The sequence below is a fragment of the Streptomyces boncukensis genome (genome assembly GCF_011045075.1).
In the GTDB taxonomy this organism is placed as follows: Bacteria; Actinomycetota; Actinomycetes; order Streptomycetales; family Streptomycetaceae; genus Streptomyces; species Streptomyces boncukensis.
The window spans coordinates 13,781-29,570 of record NZ_JAAKZZ010000030.1; the positions used below are offsets into that span (position 1 = coordinate 13,781).

Consider the following 15,790-nt stretch of genomic DNA (forward strand, 5'->3'; position numbering starts at 1 on the left):
GCAATAGCCGGAATATCTGATTCCGCATGCTAGGCACGGGGCCTCCGCTCCCCCGGCGCACCGGCGGCCACAGCGCGCCGCGACCACCCGGGCGGCTCAGGGGATGCCGCTACCCGGCCTCCTCCCAGGCGACCCCGGGCCCCGGCTCCTCCGCCATCTCGTCCCGGCGCTCCAGCGGCCGGGTGGCCGGGCCCTGGAGGACCTCGCCGCCGACACCGAAGCGCGAGCCGTGGCAGGGGCACTCCCAGGCGGTCTCCGCGTCGTTGAACCGCACCAGACAGCCCAGATGCGTACAGCGCGGGGACAGCACCCGCAGCTCCCCCTCGTCCGTGCGGTGCACCGCGCAGCGGCGCCCCCGGATGCGCACGATCGCGCCCGTCCCGGGGCCGATCTCGGAGACCGTGTCCACATACGAGGGGCTCAGCCGGTCCCCCACGAAGCGGCGGGCGACCGCCGACTGGAGGCGCAGCAGCGCCGGCGCCTCGCGCGGGCGCAGCCGCACCGGGTCGTACAGGCGGGCCCACGGCGGCAGCTCCTCCCCGGTGAGGTACGCGGTGAGCAGCCGGCCCGCCAGCACCCCGGAGCTCATACCCCAGCCCCCGAACCCCGCGGCCACCCAGGTGTGCTGGGCCGCCGGGTGGAACCGGCCGATATAGGGCACGCGGTCCGTGGTGTCGTTGTCCTGCGTGGCCCAGCGGTGCAGCGGCCGGGCGCGCGGAAACCGCTCGTACGTCCAGGCCGCCAGCCGCTCGTAGCGGGCGCCGACCGAGCCGATGCCCGGGGTGCCGGGGATGAAGCCCTCGCCGGTGACGACGAGCAGCCGCCGCCCGTCCCGGAAGGGGTACGGCGCGGTGTGCACCGAGCGGGCGGTGTGCTCCGGGGTGAGGTAGCAGCCGCCCGGGTCCTCATCGGCGGGCAGCAGTGCGGCGATCACCAGTTCGCGGCGCGGCCGGAGGCGGGAGAACATCAGCGCCCGGTCGAACACCGGGTAGTGGGTGGCCACCACGACGTCGCGGGCCAGCACCTCGGCGCCGCACTCGACCGTGAGGCGGCACGGATCGCCCTCGTCGAGGCCGAGCACGCGGGTGCGCTCGTGGATCAGCGCGCCGTGCCGCACCGCGTCCCCGGCGAGCGCCAGCAGGTACTTGCGCGGGTGGAACTGCGCCTGGTCCGCCACCCGTACGGCCGCGCGCACCGGGAACGGCAGCCCGGTGCCGGTCACGAACGAGGCGTCGAGCCCCGCCTGCGCCGCCGCCTCGGCCTCCGCGCGGATCTCGTCCGCGTGGTGCTCCGACTCCACGAAGGTGTACGCCGGGACGCGCTCCAGATCGCAGTCCGCGCCCAGCAGCGCCGCCACCTCGGCGAGGCGCTCGACAGCGGACTGCTGCGAGAGCGCGTACATCCGGGCGCTCCCGGCGCCGCGCTCCGCGCGCAGCCGGGCGTAGACCAGGCCGTGCAGCGCCGATACCTTGGCCGCCGTGTGGCCCGTGACCCCGGCCGCGATCCGGTCGGACTCCAGCACGGCCACGCTCCGCCCGGCCCGGGTCAGCTCCCACGCCACCGACAGTCCCGCGATACCGCCGCCGACCACGGCGACGTCCACCTCGGTCCGGCCGGCGGGCGGCAGCGGCGGGAAGGGCGACGCCGCGGCCGACAGCATCCAGTACGACTCGTAGCCGAGCGGCAGCGTCGTCATGGCTTCGCTCCAGACGTCTCGCAGGGCTCAACTGTCCACCCCGTCCAGGTGATTCCCCGTGTGCGGCGGTCCACGCCCGCGGCGGCCGGGCCCCGCACGCGGATTCCGCCGAATCCCCCCGCGCACCGCGTCCGAGGCACTACGGTGAGTGCCCGCGGGGAGCGATCGGTCGTTGGCTGTACGCCGGGAGGGTTCCGCGATGGGCGAGGAAGTTCATCCGACGCCTGCTCACCACCTCGATGTGCTGCTCGCACGCGCCCAGAATCCGTTCGACGTCTCCGACGCCGTGCTGACCAGGCTGGACAGCGCGGTGATGTTCCAGACGGAGCTGTACGGCTGGCGCCACCGCAGCACGCCGCCGCCGACGCTGCGCTGCAGCAGCTTCCGCCATGTGTTCCTGCTGGCGGACGGCGGCAGCCTGGTGCTGTGGGAGCTGTGCTACCAGAGCGAGGGCGGCGGGCACGAACTGTACGAGCTCTACACCTCCCAGGAGGCGCTGCGCCGCTCCGAACGCCGGGTCCACCAGCGGCTGGACGGCGCGGGGCACACCGTTGAGCCGGACGCGGAACCGGACGGGCCGTACCGGCTGGACGGCCCGCACGGACCGGGAGGGCCGGAGGGACCGGGCGGACTCGACGGGCTCGACGGACTGGGTGGACTGAGCGGACTGGAGGAGCTGGCGAACCTGGCGGAGCCGTGTCCGACGGAGTGGCACTCCGGGCTCACCGAGCACGACTCCCCCGAGCACGCCCGCCGCCTGCTGCGCCGCGCCGAGAACGCCGACCGGCCCGGCGAGGACACGCTGCGCCTGCTCACCACCGCGCTCGGCTACCAGATCACCCACGTTCCCGGGCCCGTGATGCGGACCGGGGGATCGCGGGTGTGGTGCTCCCTGTACGAGCATCTGTTCCTGCTGCCGGACGGCCGCGAGGTGAGCCTGTACGAGCTGGAGCACAACCTGTCCGGGACCGGCCGGCTGGTCTGCGAGGTCTATCTGGAGGAGGCGGGGGCCGACCGGGCCGTGCACCGGCGCGCCCGCGACCACGGGATCGACCTGTGACCGCCCCTGGCCGACTGTGACTCCCCGTGCTCCATTGTGCTCCCCTCGTGACCCCTTGTGACCTGGGGAACCGCACGCCTATCGTGAGCCCGCCCGGCAACTCCTGTCAGTGAGCCGCCAATTCAACGGAGGGTCCCCCCATGTCCGCTCGTGGGCGCCACCGCCGCTACAAGCCAAGCACCGTCTCCCGTACGTCGCTCAAGGTGACCGCGTCCGGCGCGGGCATCGCCATTCCGCTGGTCGGCGCCCAGGTCGCGCACGCGGCCCCGCAGGATGTGTGGGAGAAGGTCGCCGCGTGCGAGAGCAGCGGCAAGTGGAACATCAACACGGGAAACGGCTTCTACGGCGGGCTGCAGTTCAAGCAGAGTACCTGGCAGGCGTACGGCGGCACCGCCTACGCCGCACGTGCCGACCTGGCCTCCAAGGAGCAGCAGACGGCCGTCGCCGAGAAGGTGCTCGCCGGACAGGGCCCGCGCGCCTGGCCCAACTGCGGCCCCCGCGCCGGACTCACCCGGGACGCCGCCCGGCCGGCGGCAGCGCAGCAGGCCGCGGCGAAGAAGCCCGCAGCGCGGCAGCCCGCGAAGCCGGCGCAGGACGACGGCGACAAAGCCAAGAAGGCCAGCAAGGCCAGGGCCGAACGCCTGCAGAAGCGGACCACCTACGAGGTGGTCAGCGGGGACACGCTCTCGTCCATAGCAGCGGAGAAGCAGGTCGGCGGCGGCTGGCAGTCGCTCTACGAGCGGAACCGCTCCACCATAGGCGGCGACCCCGACCTCATCGTGCCCGGCCAGGACCTGCGGCTGACGGGCCCGGCGCAGAAGGGGGCCCAGCCCCGTCAGAAGCAGCAGCGCCCCCAGCGGGAGCGGCAGCAGAAGCAGACCCGCACCCAGGCGAAGCCCGAGCCCGCTTCCGCCACGGCCCCGGTGAGCGGCGCCAAGCCCAGTACGGGCTACCGCGCCACCGGTGCGAACTGGTCCTCCGGCTACCACACCGGCGTCGACTTCCCGGTACGCACCGGGACCACCGTCCAGGCCGTCACCCGGGGGAAGGTCGTCTCCGCCGGGTGGGGCGGCGCCTACGGCTACCAGGTGGTGCTGCGGCACAGCGACGGCAAGTACAGCCAGTACGCGCACCTGTCGGCCATCTCCGTGCGGACCGGGCAGTCCGTCGACACCGGCCAGCGGCTGGGGCGTTCGGGCGCCACGGGCAATGTCACGGGCCCGCATCTGCACTTCGAGGTCCGCACCGGGCCCGGCTACGGCACGGACATCAACCCGCTGGCGTATCTGCGGGGGCGCGGCGTCCAGGTGTGACCGCGCCGGACACCAGGTCGGCGTAGTGCACCGTGCGGTCGCACCAGCGGTCCAGGAGCACCCGGTCGTGCCCGACGGCCAGCAGCGCGGCGCCGCTCCCGGCGCGGTACCGCTCGACGACCGCGACCAGCGCGGCCGTGGTCGAGGCGTCCAGCATCGCCGTCATCTCGTCGCACACCAGCACGCGGGGGCGCAGCACCAGCGCGCGGGCCAGGCAGGCGCGCTGCAGCTGTCCGTCGCTCACCTCGTGCGGGCGGCGCCCGAGCAGCTCGGGGCCGAGTCCTACCTCCTCGGCCAGCTCGGCGGTGCGCGCGGGGATCCCGTCCGTCCGGCCCGTGGCGCGCAGCGGCTCGGCGAGCAGCGCTGCCAGCGTCAGCCGGGGGTCCGCGGCGAGCCGGGGCTGCTGGAAGACCACGCCGACGGCGGTGCGCTGGGCGCGCGGCGCCCGGTGCCGCCAGCCGCGCGCCTCCTCGCCGCCGAGCAGCACGGTGCCCGCGTACGGGCGGTGCAGCAGCGCGCTCACCCGGGCCAGGGTCGACTTGCCGCAGCCGCTCGGCCCGAGCAGCCCGACCGCCTCCCCCGCGCCGACGGCGAGGGAGACGTCGCGCAGCACGGGGGCACGGCGGTCGTATCCCGCGGTGACGCCGCGCAGTTCGAGCGCCGCTGCCGGTCCGGGAACGGTGCGCTCCCCCATCACTCACTCCCCTCGTACGGGTGGTGGCAGGCCACGCGCTCCCGCAGCGGGGGCACGGTGGCGCAGACGTCGGTGGCGCGGGCGCAGCGCGGTGCGAAGGCGCAGCCCTCGGGCAGGTCGCCCAGCTCGGGCGGCATCCCGGGGATCGGGGTGAACGCCCGCTCGGGCAGCGCGTCGAGCAGGCCGCGCGCGTACGGATGGCGGGGCCCGGCCCGCCGGAAGAAGCTCTCGGCCGGGGCCAGTTCGACGATCCGGCCCGCGTACATCACCGCCACCCGGTCCGCGACGCGCTCGGCCGCTGCCAGATCGTGGGTGATGAGCAGCAGTCCGTGGCCGTCGTCCGTGTGCCGGCGCAGCTCGTCCACGGTGCGGTCCACCAGGTCGCGGTCCAGCCCGGTGGTGGGCTCGTCGGCGAGCAGCAGCGGCGCCTGAGCGACGAGTGCGAGCGCGGTCGCGGCGCGCTGGGCGAGGCCGCCGGAGAGCTGGTGCGGATAGCGGTCGAGGTGGTCGGCCGGGAACGCGGCGCGCTCGGCGGCTGCCAGGGTCGCGTCCGCCAGCTCGGTGCCGCGCTTGCCGGTCAGCTCGCGCACGGTCTCGGCCAGTTGGGAGCGCACCGAGCGCACGGGCGTCAGATGGGCCGCGGGGCTCTGCGGTACGAGCCCGACGCGGCGCCCGCGCACCGTGCGGGCCAGGGTGCGCTCGTCGGCGCCCAGCAGGTCGATCCCGTCCTCGTCGCAGCCGCCGGCGCCGGTGCCTTCGCCGGTGCGCAGCCGGGCGCGGCCCGCGGCTCTGGCGTTGCCCGGCAGCAGGCCCAGCAGGGCCGAGGCCAGGACGGACTTGCCGCAGCCGCTCTCGCCGACGAGGGCGAGGCACTCGCCGGGCGCGAGGTCGAAGGAGGCCCCGGTGACGGCGGCGACCTCGCCCCCGCCGCGCATCCGGAACCGCACGGACAGGTCCCGCACCGACAGCAGTGTTCTCTCGCTCACAGCATCAGCTCCGACCGTCGGCGGGGGTTGATCCGTTCCCGCCACACCCCGGCCAGCCCGGCGATGGCGAGGGTCGGCACGATGATGAACAGCCCCGGAAACAGGGTGGGCCACCAGTCGCCGGCCAGCAGCGTGCCCCGCGCGTCCTGGATCATGTTCCCCAGGCTCGCCCGGTGGGTCGGCAGCCCCAGCCCGAGAAAGGACAGCGCGGACTCGTGCCAGATGGCGTGCGGCACCATCAGCACGGCGGCGAGCCCGGCCTGCGGGAGCACCCCCGGCAGCAGATGGCGCACGCCGACGCGCCAGCGCGAGGCGCCGCCGGAGATCGCCGCGTCGATGTAGGGGCGCGAGCGCAGCGACAGCACCTCGGCCCGGACGATCCGCGCGGTGGACAGCCAGTGGGTGAGCCCGACGGAGATGACGACGGGCCACACGCCGGGCCGGAACATCGCCACGATGAAGATGCCCAGCAGCAGGTGCGGAACGGACGAGAAGACGTCCACGACCCGCATCACCAGCCGGTCCACCCGCCCCCCGGAGGCGCCCGCCGCGGCGCCGACGGCCGTGCCGATGACGGTGGCGGTCAGCGCGGCGACGACTCCGACCAGCAGTGAGACGCGGAGCCCGTAGACGCTGCGCAGCAGCACGTCGCGGCCCAGGTCGTCGGTGCCGAAGAGGTGGGCCCAGGACGGCGGGTGGAGCTTGTTCGCCATGTCGACGGCCTGCTCGTCCAGCGGGAAGAGCAGCGGCACGAGGAGCACGGCGCCCGCCACGGCGGCGACGAGCCCCACCGAGACGCGCACCCGCACGGTGCGCGCGGACAGCGCCGGGAGCAGCGGGATCCTCACATCTCCTCCAGGGCCACGCGCGGGTCGGCCAGTCCGTAGAGCAGGTCGGCGAGCAGGTTCCCGGCGAGCACGGCGACCGTGGCGAGCGCGGTCAGCGCCGCCAGCAGCGGGAAGTCGGTGGAGGTGGCCGCCTCCACGGTGGCCGAGGCGATGCCGGGCCAGCTGAACACCGTCTCGACGAGCAGCGCGCCGGTGATGAGCTCGGGCACCCGGGAGCCGACCAGGGTGAGCACCGGCAGCAGCCCGGAGCGCAGCGCGTGCCCGAGCAGCACGGTGCGCTCGGACAGGCCGCGCGCACGGGCGCCGCGCACGGCGTCCTCGTCGAGCGCGTCCGCGACGCCCTGCCGTACGTACAGCAGGAACCAGGGCACCTGGGAGACGCCCAGCACCAGCGCGGGCAGCGGGAGGTGCCGCAGGACCGCGCCCGCGGTCACCGCGTCGCTCCCGGTGTCGGTGAGCCCTCCGGCGGGCAGCACGTCGAGCTGGATCGCGAACAGCCAGATGGCCAGCAGTCCCAGCCAGAACGGCGGCGCGGCCTCCAGGGTGTAGGAGACGGAGGTCACAGCGCGGTCGAGCATGCCGCCGCGGCGCCGGGCCGCGGCGACGCCGAGCGCGGTGCCCGCCGCGATGGCGAAGAGGAAGCCGGCGGCGCACAGCAGCACGGACCAGCCGAGGCGCTCCCCGATGACCTGCGAGACGGGCTGGCGCAGCGCGGTGGAGTCGCCGAGGTCCCCGCTCAGCGCGTGGGTGACCCAGTGCCACCAGCGCTCGGGGAACGGCCCGTCGACGCCGAGGTTGCGGCGCAGCTGGTCCAGCGTCTCCTGGGACGCGTTCAGGCCGGCGGAGCCGGCGTACTGCTGCACGGGGTCGAAGGGGGAGGCGGCGGCGACCGCGAAGACGCCGAAGGTCACCACGGCCAGCACCGGGACGGCGGCGAGCAGCCGCCGCCCCACCAGCCGGGCCGCGGGCGCCCACAGCGCCCGCCGGCCGGCCGGGCGCGCCGTCAGCTCCCGCTTCACTTCTTCGGCTGCCAGTCCTGCACGTTCCACCAGGGCCCGGCGCCGATGCCGTGGTCGTGCGGCTCGGTCTGGGTGGTGAGGTCCTTCCACTTGTCGCTGACGACGTAGACGTGGTCGATCGTGGTGAGGAAGGTGTACGGCGGATTCTTGGCGAGCTCCCGCTGCACCGTGTCGTACGCCCGGTGGCGGACCTTCTCATCGCGGCTCTGCCGGCCCTCGTCGAGCGCCTTGTCGACCGTCTTGTCGTCGTAGAAGGCCATGTTGTTCCAGCCGCTGCCGATCTGCGAGGAGTGCAGCGCGGGGTACATGTCGAAGTCGGGGTCCGGCGGGAAGCCGTTGCCGAGCAGCATCGGGTCGTGCTTGAGCCGGGGCTGGATGACCTCGCGGCTGCCGGCCTGCACCTTGATGTCGATGCCGGCCTTCTTGGCGTCGGAGGCGTAGGCGAGGGCGTGGTCCTTGCGGAGCTTGTCGCCGGAGAAGTACCACAGCTTGAACGCGGCGCGCCTGCCGTCCTTGACCCGGATGCCGTCGTCGCCGGGCTTCCAGCCGGCCTTGTCGAGGATCTTCTTGGCCGCGGCGAGGTCGCGGGAGCGCTCGGTGCCCTTGGCGAAGTAGGCGTGGTCGGTGGCCAGCGGGCCGTAGGCGGGCCGGCCGGCGCCGCCCAGAATGCCCTTGACCATGGCCTTCCGGTCGACGGCGGCGTCGAGCGCGCGGCGGATGGCCCGGTCGCCGGTGACGGGGTTGCCGGAGGGCAGCGAGACGGCGCGGTAGTCGGCGGTCCGGGCCTCGATGACGCGCTTGCCGCCGTCGTTCCCGTACGGCTCGGCGAGGTTGGGCGGCAGGATCGCGGCGTCCAGGTCGCCGGACTTGAGGCGGGTGGCGCGCACGTCGTCGTCCTGGATGACCGCGACGGTGAACTTCTTCACCGTCGGCTTGCCGCCCCAGTAGTGCGGGTTGGCCTTGAAGCTGAGCTTCTCGCCCTTGCGCCACTTGCTGAGGGTGTAGGGTCCGGTGCCGACCGGCTCGGTGTTGTACGAGCCGTTGTTGATGTCGTTGTTGCTCGCGGTGCCCGCGATGGCCTTGGAGGCGATCGGCTGGATGGTGCGCTCGGCGAAGGCCGCGTAGGGGTACTTGAGCTTGAAGACGACCTTGCTGGGGCTCTCGGCGCGGACGCTCTCGACGGCGGCGAAGTCGTCCTTGTAGGGGTTGTTGGTCTTCTTGTCGAGGATGGTGCGGTAGGTGAAGACCACGTCCTGCGCGCTGAACGGGCCGCCGTCGCTGAAGTTCACCCCCTTGCGGAGGGTGTAGGTGTAGGTCTTGCCGTCGTCGCTGATCTCGGGGAGCTTGGTGGCGAGCGCGGGCTTGAGGTTCATGTCGGCGTCGTGCCGCAGCAGGCCGTCGAATATCTTCGAGTTGCCCTCCCTGCCGTATCCGAGCAGCGGGCTGAGCGTCTCGGGCTCCTGCGCGACGCCGATGGTGACCGAATCCGTTCCCCCGTCACCGTCCCCGTCGCCGCCCGGCGCCGAGCAGGCCGCCGCCCCCGTCAGCGCTGCCAGGGCCGTTGCTGTGGCGGTCACTGTCCGTACCGTCCGGGCCGTCATGCTTCCGTACTCCCTGATGAAGGTGAAATGCTATTGCGAACGATTCGCAATTAAACCCCATGGCGGCGGACCGCCGCACTCCGGGTGGCCGGCAGGCGCCGATGGCATGGGACGAGGGGCTATGCCCGGAAAGGGCCGGTACCTGCTGGCATGATCCAGGCGAGTTCCAGTCGCAGAACTGCCGATTCCTTCCACGCGCGGACTTGAGGTCAGTAGCCTCATGTCCCGAACCGGGAACCCCCCGAAGCTGAGCGAGCTGGAGACCCCTCGATGGAACGTCCCGCATGGGCCCCACAGGGCATCGATCTCAACGTGCCCAGCGTGTCGCGGATGTACGACTACTATCTCGGCGGCTCGCACAACTTCGAGGTCGACCGGGAAGCCGCCCGACGGGCCATCGCGGCGTGGCCGGGACTACCGAAGATCATGCAGGTGAACCGTGCCTTCATGCGGCGCGCCATCCGCTACGCCATCGGCGAGGGCGTCACCCAGTTCCTCGACATCGGCTCCGGCATCCCCACCTTCGGCAACGTCCACGAGGTCGCCCAGGCCGTGCACCCGGGCTGCCGGGTCGTCTACGTGGACAACGACCCCGTTGCCGTCGCACACAGCCGCGCGGTGCTGGAGGGGCAGGACGGCGCGGCCATCGTCTCGGCCGACTTCCGCTCCCCGCAGGACGTGCTGGAGAGCCCCGAGGTGGAGTGGCTGCTCGACCTGGACCGGCCGGTGGCGCTGATGCTGGTCTCCGTGCTGCACTTCATCGAGGACCGGGACGAGCCGGTGAAGACCGTGGCCGAGTTCTGCCGCGCGCTGGCGCCCGGCAGTCTGCTGGTCCTCTCCCACGGCTCGCCCGAGGGCGGCCCGCGGCGGGACGGCGGCCGGAGCCTCCGGCAGGTCTACAGCACGACCAACACCCCGCTCGTCATCCGCCCCCGCAGCGAGATCGAGCGGCTCTTCGACGGCTTCCGGCTGGTGGAGCCGGGCCTGGTCACCGTGCCGCACTGGCGCCCCGACAGCCCTCCGGAGCTGGAGGACCCCGTCGCCTTCTCCGGCTTCGCCGGAGTGGGCCGCAGGCCGGAGCTCGCCGGGTGACCTCCTCAGGGCACGAGCGCGACGAGCTCGACGACGACACCTCTCCAGCGCCCGCGGCCGACCCCGGCGACGACGGCATACGCCGCTTCGCGACCATCTGGAGCCGCGCCGTCTACCCGGCGACGCAGACCTCGATGACCCGCGCCGAGCTGGAGGACTACCTCTACCCCCTGGCCCGCCTCCTCGGCGAGGCGCTGCACGCGCGCCCGTTCACCCCCGCGCCGGGCTGGGGCGTCGGCCGGGCGCTGGTCGACGCGCACTGCACCAGCCCGGACGTGCTGCCGCCCGCGCTGGGCGTCGTCGAGTCCTATCTGGTGCTGTACGGCAGCCCGCCGGGCTCCCTCCCGGTGGACGAGGCGCGCTCCCGCTGCGCCCGGCTGCAGCACGCCATCGCCGCCGGCTTCGCGCGGGCGCTGCGCGAGCGGACGCTCGCCGAACAGGAGGCGCTCTCGCGCGCCGCGCTGGCCGCGCAGACCGCCGTGGAGGAGGCGCTGCACGCGAGCGAGACGCGGTTCCGCGCGGTGTTCAAGGACGCCACCATCGGCATCGGCATCGCCGATATGAACGGCAGGCTGCGGGACGCGAACGGCGCCCTCGCCCGGATGTTCGGGCGCTCGGAGGAGGAGATGCGGCGCCGCAACCTCAACGACTGGGTGCACCCCGACGACGCCCCGGGCGTGTGGCGGCTGCACCACGAGCTGGCACGCGGCGAGCGGGACCACTTCCGCGTCGAGAAGCCCTACCAGCGCCCGGACGGGACCGTGCTGTGGACCAACCTCACCGTCTCCCTGCTGCGCGACGCGGACGGCGAGCCGTGCTACCAGCTGGCCCTGATGGAGGACATCACCGAGCGCCGGCTGCTGCATCTGCGGCTGCGCTACGAGGCCACCCACGACGAGCTGACCGGGCTGCCGAACCGCACCCTGTTCGCCGAGCGGCTGGACCGGATCCTGGCGGCGGGCAGCAGCGTCAAGCGGTTCGGGCTGTGCTACCTCGACATCGACGGCTTCAAGGCCGTCAACGACAGCCTGGGGCACGCGGTCGGCGACCAGCTGCTGGTCTCGGTGGCCGAGCGGCTGCAGTCCTGCTGCCCCGCACCCTCCCACCTGGTCGCCCGGATCGGCGGGGACGAGTTCGTGGTGCTGATCTCCGACCCCGAGGGCCGCGAGGAGGTCACCAGCCTGGCCCGCGCCGCACTGGCCGCGCTGGCGACACCGATCTCGGTGGACGGCCGGAAGCTGTCCGTACGGGCCAGCATCGGCATCGTCGAGGGCCCCACCCAGGGCGATCTGGGGCCCGCTGAGGTGCTGCGCAGCGCGGACATCACCATGTACCGCGCCAAGGACGCCGGCGGGAACCGCTACGAGCTGGCCGACCCGGACTCGGACGCGCGGGCCATAGACCGCCACAGCCTCACCAACCACCTGCCCGCCGCGCTGGAGCGGGACGAGTTCTTCCTGGAGTACCAGCCGCTGATCCGGATGAGCGACGGGCACGTGGACGGCGCGGAGGCGCTGGTGCGGTGGGCGCACCCGGTGCACGGGCGGCTCGGCCCCGACCGCTTCATCCCGCTCGCCGAGCACACCGGGCTGATCGTGCCGCTGGGCCGCTGGGTGCTGGAGCAGGCCGTCCGGCAGGCGTGCGACTGGGCGGTGGGCCGCACGCTGCGGGTCAACGTCAACCTCTCGCCCCGCCAGCTGCACCACCCCGACCTGGTGCCGGACACCATCGCCGTACTGGAGTCGGCCGGAGTGGAGCCGTCGTCGCTCTGTCTGGAGGTCACCGAGAGCGCCCTGATAGGAGCCGACGCGGACGAGCTGAAGCCGCTGTGGCAGCTCGCCGAGATGGGCGTCGACATCGCGCTGGACGACTTCGGGACCGGCTACTCCAACCTGGCCAATCTGCGCAAGCTGCCCGCGACCACCCTCAAACTGGACCGCTCCTTCACCCAGGGGCTCCAGCGCCACCCGGCCGACCCCGTCGACGTCACGTTCGTCGAGGGCATCGTCTCGCTGGCGCACGCGCTGGGCCTGGCGGTGACCGTGGAGGGCGTGGAGACGGAGCACCAGGCGGACCAGTTGCGCGATCTGGGCTGCGACACCGCCCAGGGCTGGTACTACGCGCGCCCGGCACCCGCCGCGGAGTTCGGCCGCGACTGGGGGTGCCCCTCCCCCTGACCTCGGCCGTGCCCCGCGCCCTGCACCGGGAGCGGCGCGGGGCACGGGGCACGGCCCGGAGCGTCAGACCGCGCGCAGGCGGTAGCCGTAGCGGTAGGTGCGGTCGGCGTGCAGGAGGTACTGCTCCAGCGGCGGGGCGCCCCAGGAGTCGTTGCCGCCGACGCCCGTCTGCCGGTGGTTGACGCCGAGCACGGTCGCGTCGCGGGGCTTCAGCTCGTACGGATGCCGGGGCCCGTCCAGGTCGTGCGGGGTGTAGCGGAGCGCGCTCAGCTCCAGGTGCTCGTCCGGGTCCGCGGTCACCCGCAGCCCGGTGCGGCCCCGCCCGGTGAGCGCGGCCCAGCGCACCCCGGTGACGTTGCCGCACTGCTGCGGGCGCGCGTACGGCACGAACTGCTCGTCCACGGTGGAGCGGTAGCGGCCGACCGGCGCGCCGGTGCGGCGGTCCCAGTAGTTCTCGTGCGGGCCGCGGCCGTACCAGGTGAGGCTGCCGTACTCCTCGGGGAGGGTGAGCAGCGCGCCGACCATCGGCAGGTCGGGCAGCCCCGCACCGGGCTCCAGGGTGTGCGCCACGCGCACCTCGCCGTCGCCGCGCACGGTGAAGACGGTGGTGTACGCGGAGGCGGCGGGCTCGGTGGGCAGCGTGGCGCGGACCTCGACGGCCACGACGGAGGCGCTCTTCCGGGTGACCTCGACGGAGTCCGTGGTGCGCTTGCTACCCGCGTCGCGCCAGGTGCGGGCGGTCTCGTGGAACTTGCGGCCGATGTCGTTGTCGGTGGGGCCGCGCCAGAAGTTGGGGGCGGGGCCCTCGGTGAGCAGCGCCGCGCCCCGGTGGACGAAGGAGGTGAGCGTGCCCTTCTTCTTGTCCAGGGTGAGGCGGAAGTGCCGCCCGGTGACGGTGACCTCGGCGGCGGTCTCCTCGTACTCGACGGGCGGCAGCCGGTCCGGGTCCGGGTCGCCGGGCGCGGCCCGCTGCCAGGCGGTGAGCGGGAGCTGGCCGGCGGCGACCTCGTGTCCGGCGTCGGCCCACGCGGTCTTCTCGCGCAGGACGAGGGAGAGGTTCAGCCAGTACTCGGCGCCGGGCTCCGGGTGCCGGGGGCGGCGCAGCGGGAGCCGCGCGGTGCTCCGCGCGCCGGGCGCGGTCTCGGGCGGGGCCAGCGCGCCGTGCTGCTCGCGCCTGCCGTCCCGGGTGACCTCCCAGCGCAGTTCGTAGGCGTCCAGCCCGGTGAAGAGCTGCTTGTTGACGAGGGTGACCCTGCCGCGGGCCGCCTCCGGGCCGTCGGCGGAGAAGGCGACGCGCTGGTAGACGTGCTTGATCTCGTGGATCTCGGGGTCGGGCTCCCGGTCGCCGCGCACGAAGCCGTTGCAGCAGAAGTTGCCGTCCGTCGGGTAGCCCTTCACCCAGTCGCCGCCGTAGGAGAGGTAGCTGCGCGAGGGGTCGCCGGGGACGGGTCTGCGGACGGTCTGGTCGACGAAGTCCCAGATGAAGCCGCCGTGCAGATTGGGGTACTTCTCGATGACGTCCCAGTACTCCCGCAGGTTGCCCACGCTGTTGCCCATGGCGTGCGCGTACTCGCACAGCAGGAACGGCTTCTTGTTGCCGGACCTGCCGTACTCCTCGACCCAGTCGGGCTTGGCGTACATCCGGCTCTCGATATCGGCGACGGAGTTCATCTGCTCGTAGTGCACGGGCCGCGAGTCGTCGCGCTGGTGCGCCCAGTCCGCCATGGCGCGGAAGTTGTCGCCGTGGCCCGCCTCGTTGCCGAGGGACCAGATCACCACGCAGGCGTGGTTCTTGTCCCGCTCGACCATGCTGCGCATCCGGTCCACGCACGCCGCCTTCCACTCCGGCAGCGATGCGGGGAGGGTGTCGCGGATCTCGTGCGTCTCCAGGTTGGCCTCGTCCACCACGTACAGCCCGTACTCGTCGCACAGCTCCAGCCAGCGCGTCGCGTTGGGGTAGTGCGAGGTGCGTACGGCGTTGATGTTGTGCTGCTTCATCAGGCGGATGTCCCGCAGCATCACCTCCTCCGGCACCGCCTGGCCGTGCACCGGGTCGGTCTCGTGCCGGTTGGTGCCGGTGAAGTACACGTGCTTGCCGTTGACGAGCAGCTTGCCGGGGCCGCAAGTGACCTGCCGGAAGCCGAAGCGGACGCGCTGGACCTCGCGCTCCTCGCCGTCCGGCCCCTCCAGGGTGAGGACGAGGGTGTGGAGGGCGGGGCTCTCGGCGGACCACTGCGCGGGCCCCGCGACATCGGCGGACAGCGTCAGCTCGGCGGTGCCGTCGGCGTCCGGCTCCGCGCTGCCGCTGAGCCCGCGGGTGGCGACCTCCTCGCCCTCGGCGTCGTAGAGCACGGCGCGCACGGTGTGCTCGCCCGCGGCCTTCCCGGTGCGGTTGCGCAGCCGGGCGCGGACGGTGAGGCGGGCGTCCCGGAAGGCGTCGTCGAACTCGGTGCGCACCTCGGCGTCGTCGAGGTGGACGGCCGGGACGGAGTACAGATACACGTCGCGGAAGATCCCGGACAGGTCGATCATGTCCTGGTCCTCCAGCCAGCTCCCGTCCGACCAGCGGTACACCTCGACGGCGAGGGTGTTCTCCCCCGCGCGCAGCCGGCTGGTGATGTCGAACTCGGCGGGGGTGTAGCTGTCCTCGCTGTAGCCCACCTGTTCGCCGTTCACCCAGACGAAGAAGGCGGACTTGACGCCCTGGAAGGAGAGCAGCACATGCCGCCCGTCCCAGCCGCGGGGGACGGTGAAGGTGCGGCGGTAGGAGCCGACGGGGTTGAAGTCCTTCGGCACCTCGGGCGGTTCGGGGGTCTCGTAGCCGACCCAGGGGTACTTGATGTTCAGGTAGATGGGCTCGCGGTAGCCGTGCATCTCCCAGTTGGACGGCACGGGGATACGGTCCCACGCGCTGTCGTCGTAGCCGGGGCGGTGAAATCCCCCGGGCCGTTTGCCGGGGTTCTCGGACCAGCGGAACCGCCAGCTGCCGTTCAGCGAGCGGTAGTAGGGCGAGCTGGCTGGTTTCTTACGGAGCGCGGACGGCGCGTCGGGATACGGGATGAGCGTCGCGCGCGCCGGTTCTCGGTTGATCGCGAAGGTGGTCGGGTCGGCATCCCACGCCTGTCCCGCCTGTGCGGCGAAGGCCGCCTTCTGCTCCCGGAAGACGGCCCAGCCTGCGAGAACTCCACCACTGGCCGCCAGAAAAGTCCTTCGTGCCCAAGGCTTCGCATCCATACTCCACAAGACACCACAAACAACAAGGCGTATCAACGCTTTCACACATAGTTTTTCACCCCTCCCACAC

General features: G+C 73.0%; 11 protein-coding genes. 4 read left to right on the forward strand and 7 right to left on the reverse strand.

What is annotated here, in order from left to right; translation table 11 throughout:
• Window positions 1-109: 109 nt before the first annotated feature.
• Window positions 110-1,696 (reverse strand): FAD-dependent oxidoreductase, encoded by a 1,587-nt coding sequence (locus tag G5C65_RS05120; RefSeq protein ID WP_165297401.1) that lies wholly within the window; start codon window positions 1,694-1,696, stop codon window positions 110-112.
• Between the two features lie 199 nt (window positions 1,697-1,895).
• On the opposite strand from G5C65_RS05120, the gene G5C65_RS05125 reads away from it, so the two are divergent.
• Together G5C65_RS05125 and G5C65_RS05130 are read left to right on the forward strand one after the other, a co-directional pair.
• The gene (locus G5C65_RS05125) at window positions 1,896-2,756 is read left to right on the forward strand and encodes a DUF6227 family protein (RefSeq protein WP_165297402.1); all 861 of its coding nucleotides are present in this window, start codon (window positions 1,896-1,898) and stop codon (window positions 2,754-2,756) included.
• Window positions 2,757-2,896: 140 nt separating this feature from the next.
• Window positions 2,897-4,069, forward strand: coding sequence for a transglycosylase family protein (locus tag G5C65_RS05130; RefSeq protein ID WP_165297403.1), 1,173 nt, complete (start codon window positions 2,897-2,899; stop codon window positions 4,067-4,069).
• On the opposite strand, the gene G5C65_RS05135 is transcribed toward G5C65_RS05130, so the two are convergent.
• The 5 genes from G5C65_RS05135 to G5C65_RS05155 are packed head-to-tail and all read right to left on the reverse strand — an operon-like array spanning window position 4,026 to window position 9,217.
• The gene (locus tag G5C65_RS05135) at window positions 4,026-4,763 is read right to left on the reverse strand and encodes an ABC transporter ATP-binding protein (RefSeq protein ID WP_165297404.1); all 738 of its coding nucleotides are present in this window, start codon (window positions 4,761-4,763) and stop codon (window positions 4,026-4,028) included. The two genes, G5C65_RS05130 and G5C65_RS05135, sit on opposite strands and share 44 nt — an antisense overlap.
• A complete protein-coding gene (locus G5C65_RS05140; RefSeq protein ID WP_165297412.1) occupies window positions 4,763-5,698 on the reverse strand; it encodes an ABC transporter ATP-binding protein in 936 nt (311 codons plus the stop codon). Before G5C65_RS05140 ends, G5C65_RS05135 begins: the two co-directional genes overlap by 1 nt.
• Window positions 5,699-5,745: 47 nt before the next feature.
• Entirely contained in the window at window positions 5,746-6,591 is an 846-nt protein-coding gene (locus G5C65_RS05145) for an ABC transporter permease (RefSeq protein ID WP_338146238.1), read from the reverse strand.
• A 2-nt stretch (window positions 6,592-6,593) separates the two neighbouring features.
• Window positions 6,594-7,604 (reverse strand): ABC transporter permease, encoded by a 1,011-nt coding sequence (locus G5C65_RS05150; protein WP_165297413.1) that lies wholly within the window; start codon window positions 7,602-7,604, stop codon window positions 6,594-6,596.
• A gap of 8 nt (window positions 7,605-7,612) precedes the next feature.
• A complete protein-coding gene (locus tag G5C65_RS05155; protein WP_165297406.1) occupies window positions 7,613-9,217 on the reverse strand; it encodes an ABC transporter substrate-binding protein in 1,605 nt (534 codons plus the stop codon).
• Window positions 9,218-9,487: 270 nt separating this feature from the next.
• Here G5C65_RS05155 and G5C65_RS05160 point away from each other — a divergent pair, with 270 nt between their 5' ends.
• Window positions 9,488-10,309 carry an SAM-dependent methyltransferase gene (locus tag G5C65_RS05160; protein WP_165297407.1) on the forward strand — a complete coding sequence of 274 codons (822 nt, stop codon included), beginning with the start codon at window positions 9,488-9,490 and terminating at the stop codon, window positions 10,307-10,309.
• Window positions 10,306-12,486, forward strand: a complete 2,181-nt coding sequence (locus G5C65_RS05165) for a putative bifunctional diguanylate cyclase/phosphodiesterase (RefSeq protein ID WP_165297408.1) — start codon at window positions 10,306-10,308, stop codon at window positions 12,484-12,486. Before G5C65_RS05160 ends, G5C65_RS05165 begins: the two co-directional genes overlap by 4 nt.
• 63 nt (window positions 12,487-12,549) lie before the next feature.
• Here the strand turns inward: G5C65_RS05165 and lacZ are convergent, their stop codons facing one another.
• Complete coding sequence (lacZ, locus tag G5C65_RS05170) at window positions 12,550-15,720, reverse strand: beta-galactosidase, LacZ type (RefSeq protein WP_165297409.1); 3,171 nt, start codon at window positions 15,718-15,720, stop codon at window positions 12,550-12,552.
• Window positions 15,721-15,790: the final 70 nt, after the last annotated feature.

What these genes read in the sequence shown, in the direction of transcription:
- G5C65_RS05125 (WP_165297402.1), top strand. Translation starts at nt 1,896, where the DNA reads ATGGGCGAGGAAGTTCATCCGACGCCTGCTCACCACCTCGATGTGCTG.
- G5C65_RS05140 (WP_165297412.1), bottom strand. Translation starts at nt 5,698, where the DNA reads ATGCGCGGCGGGGGCGAGGTCGCCGCCGTCACCGGGGCCTCCTTCGAC.
- G5C65_RS05120 (WP_165297401.1), bottom strand. Translation starts at nt 1,696, where the DNA reads ATGACGACGCTGCCGCTCGGCTACGAGTCGTACTGGATGCTGTCGGCC.
- G5C65_RS05135 (WP_165297404.1), bottom strand. Translation starts at nt 4,763, where the DNA reads ATGGGGGAGCGCACCGTTCCCGGACCGGCAGCGGCGCTCGAACTGCGC.
- lacZ (WP_165297409.1), bottom strand. Translation starts at nt 15,720, where the DNA reads ATGGATGCGAAGCCTTGGGCACGAAGGACTTTTCTGGCGGCCAGTGGT.
- G5C65_RS05160 (WP_165297407.1), top strand. Translation starts at nt 9,488, where the DNA reads ATGGAACGTCCCGCATGGGCCCCACAGGGCATCGATCTCAACGTGCCC.
- G5C65_RS05155 (WP_165297406.1), bottom strand. Translation starts at nt 9,217, where the DNA reads ATGACGGCCCGGACGGTACGGACAGTGACCGCCACAGCAACGGCCCTG.
- G5C65_RS05130 (WP_165297403.1), top strand. Translation starts at nt 2,897, where the DNA reads ATGTCCGCTCGTGGGCGCCACCGCCGCTACAAGCCAAGCACCGTCTCC.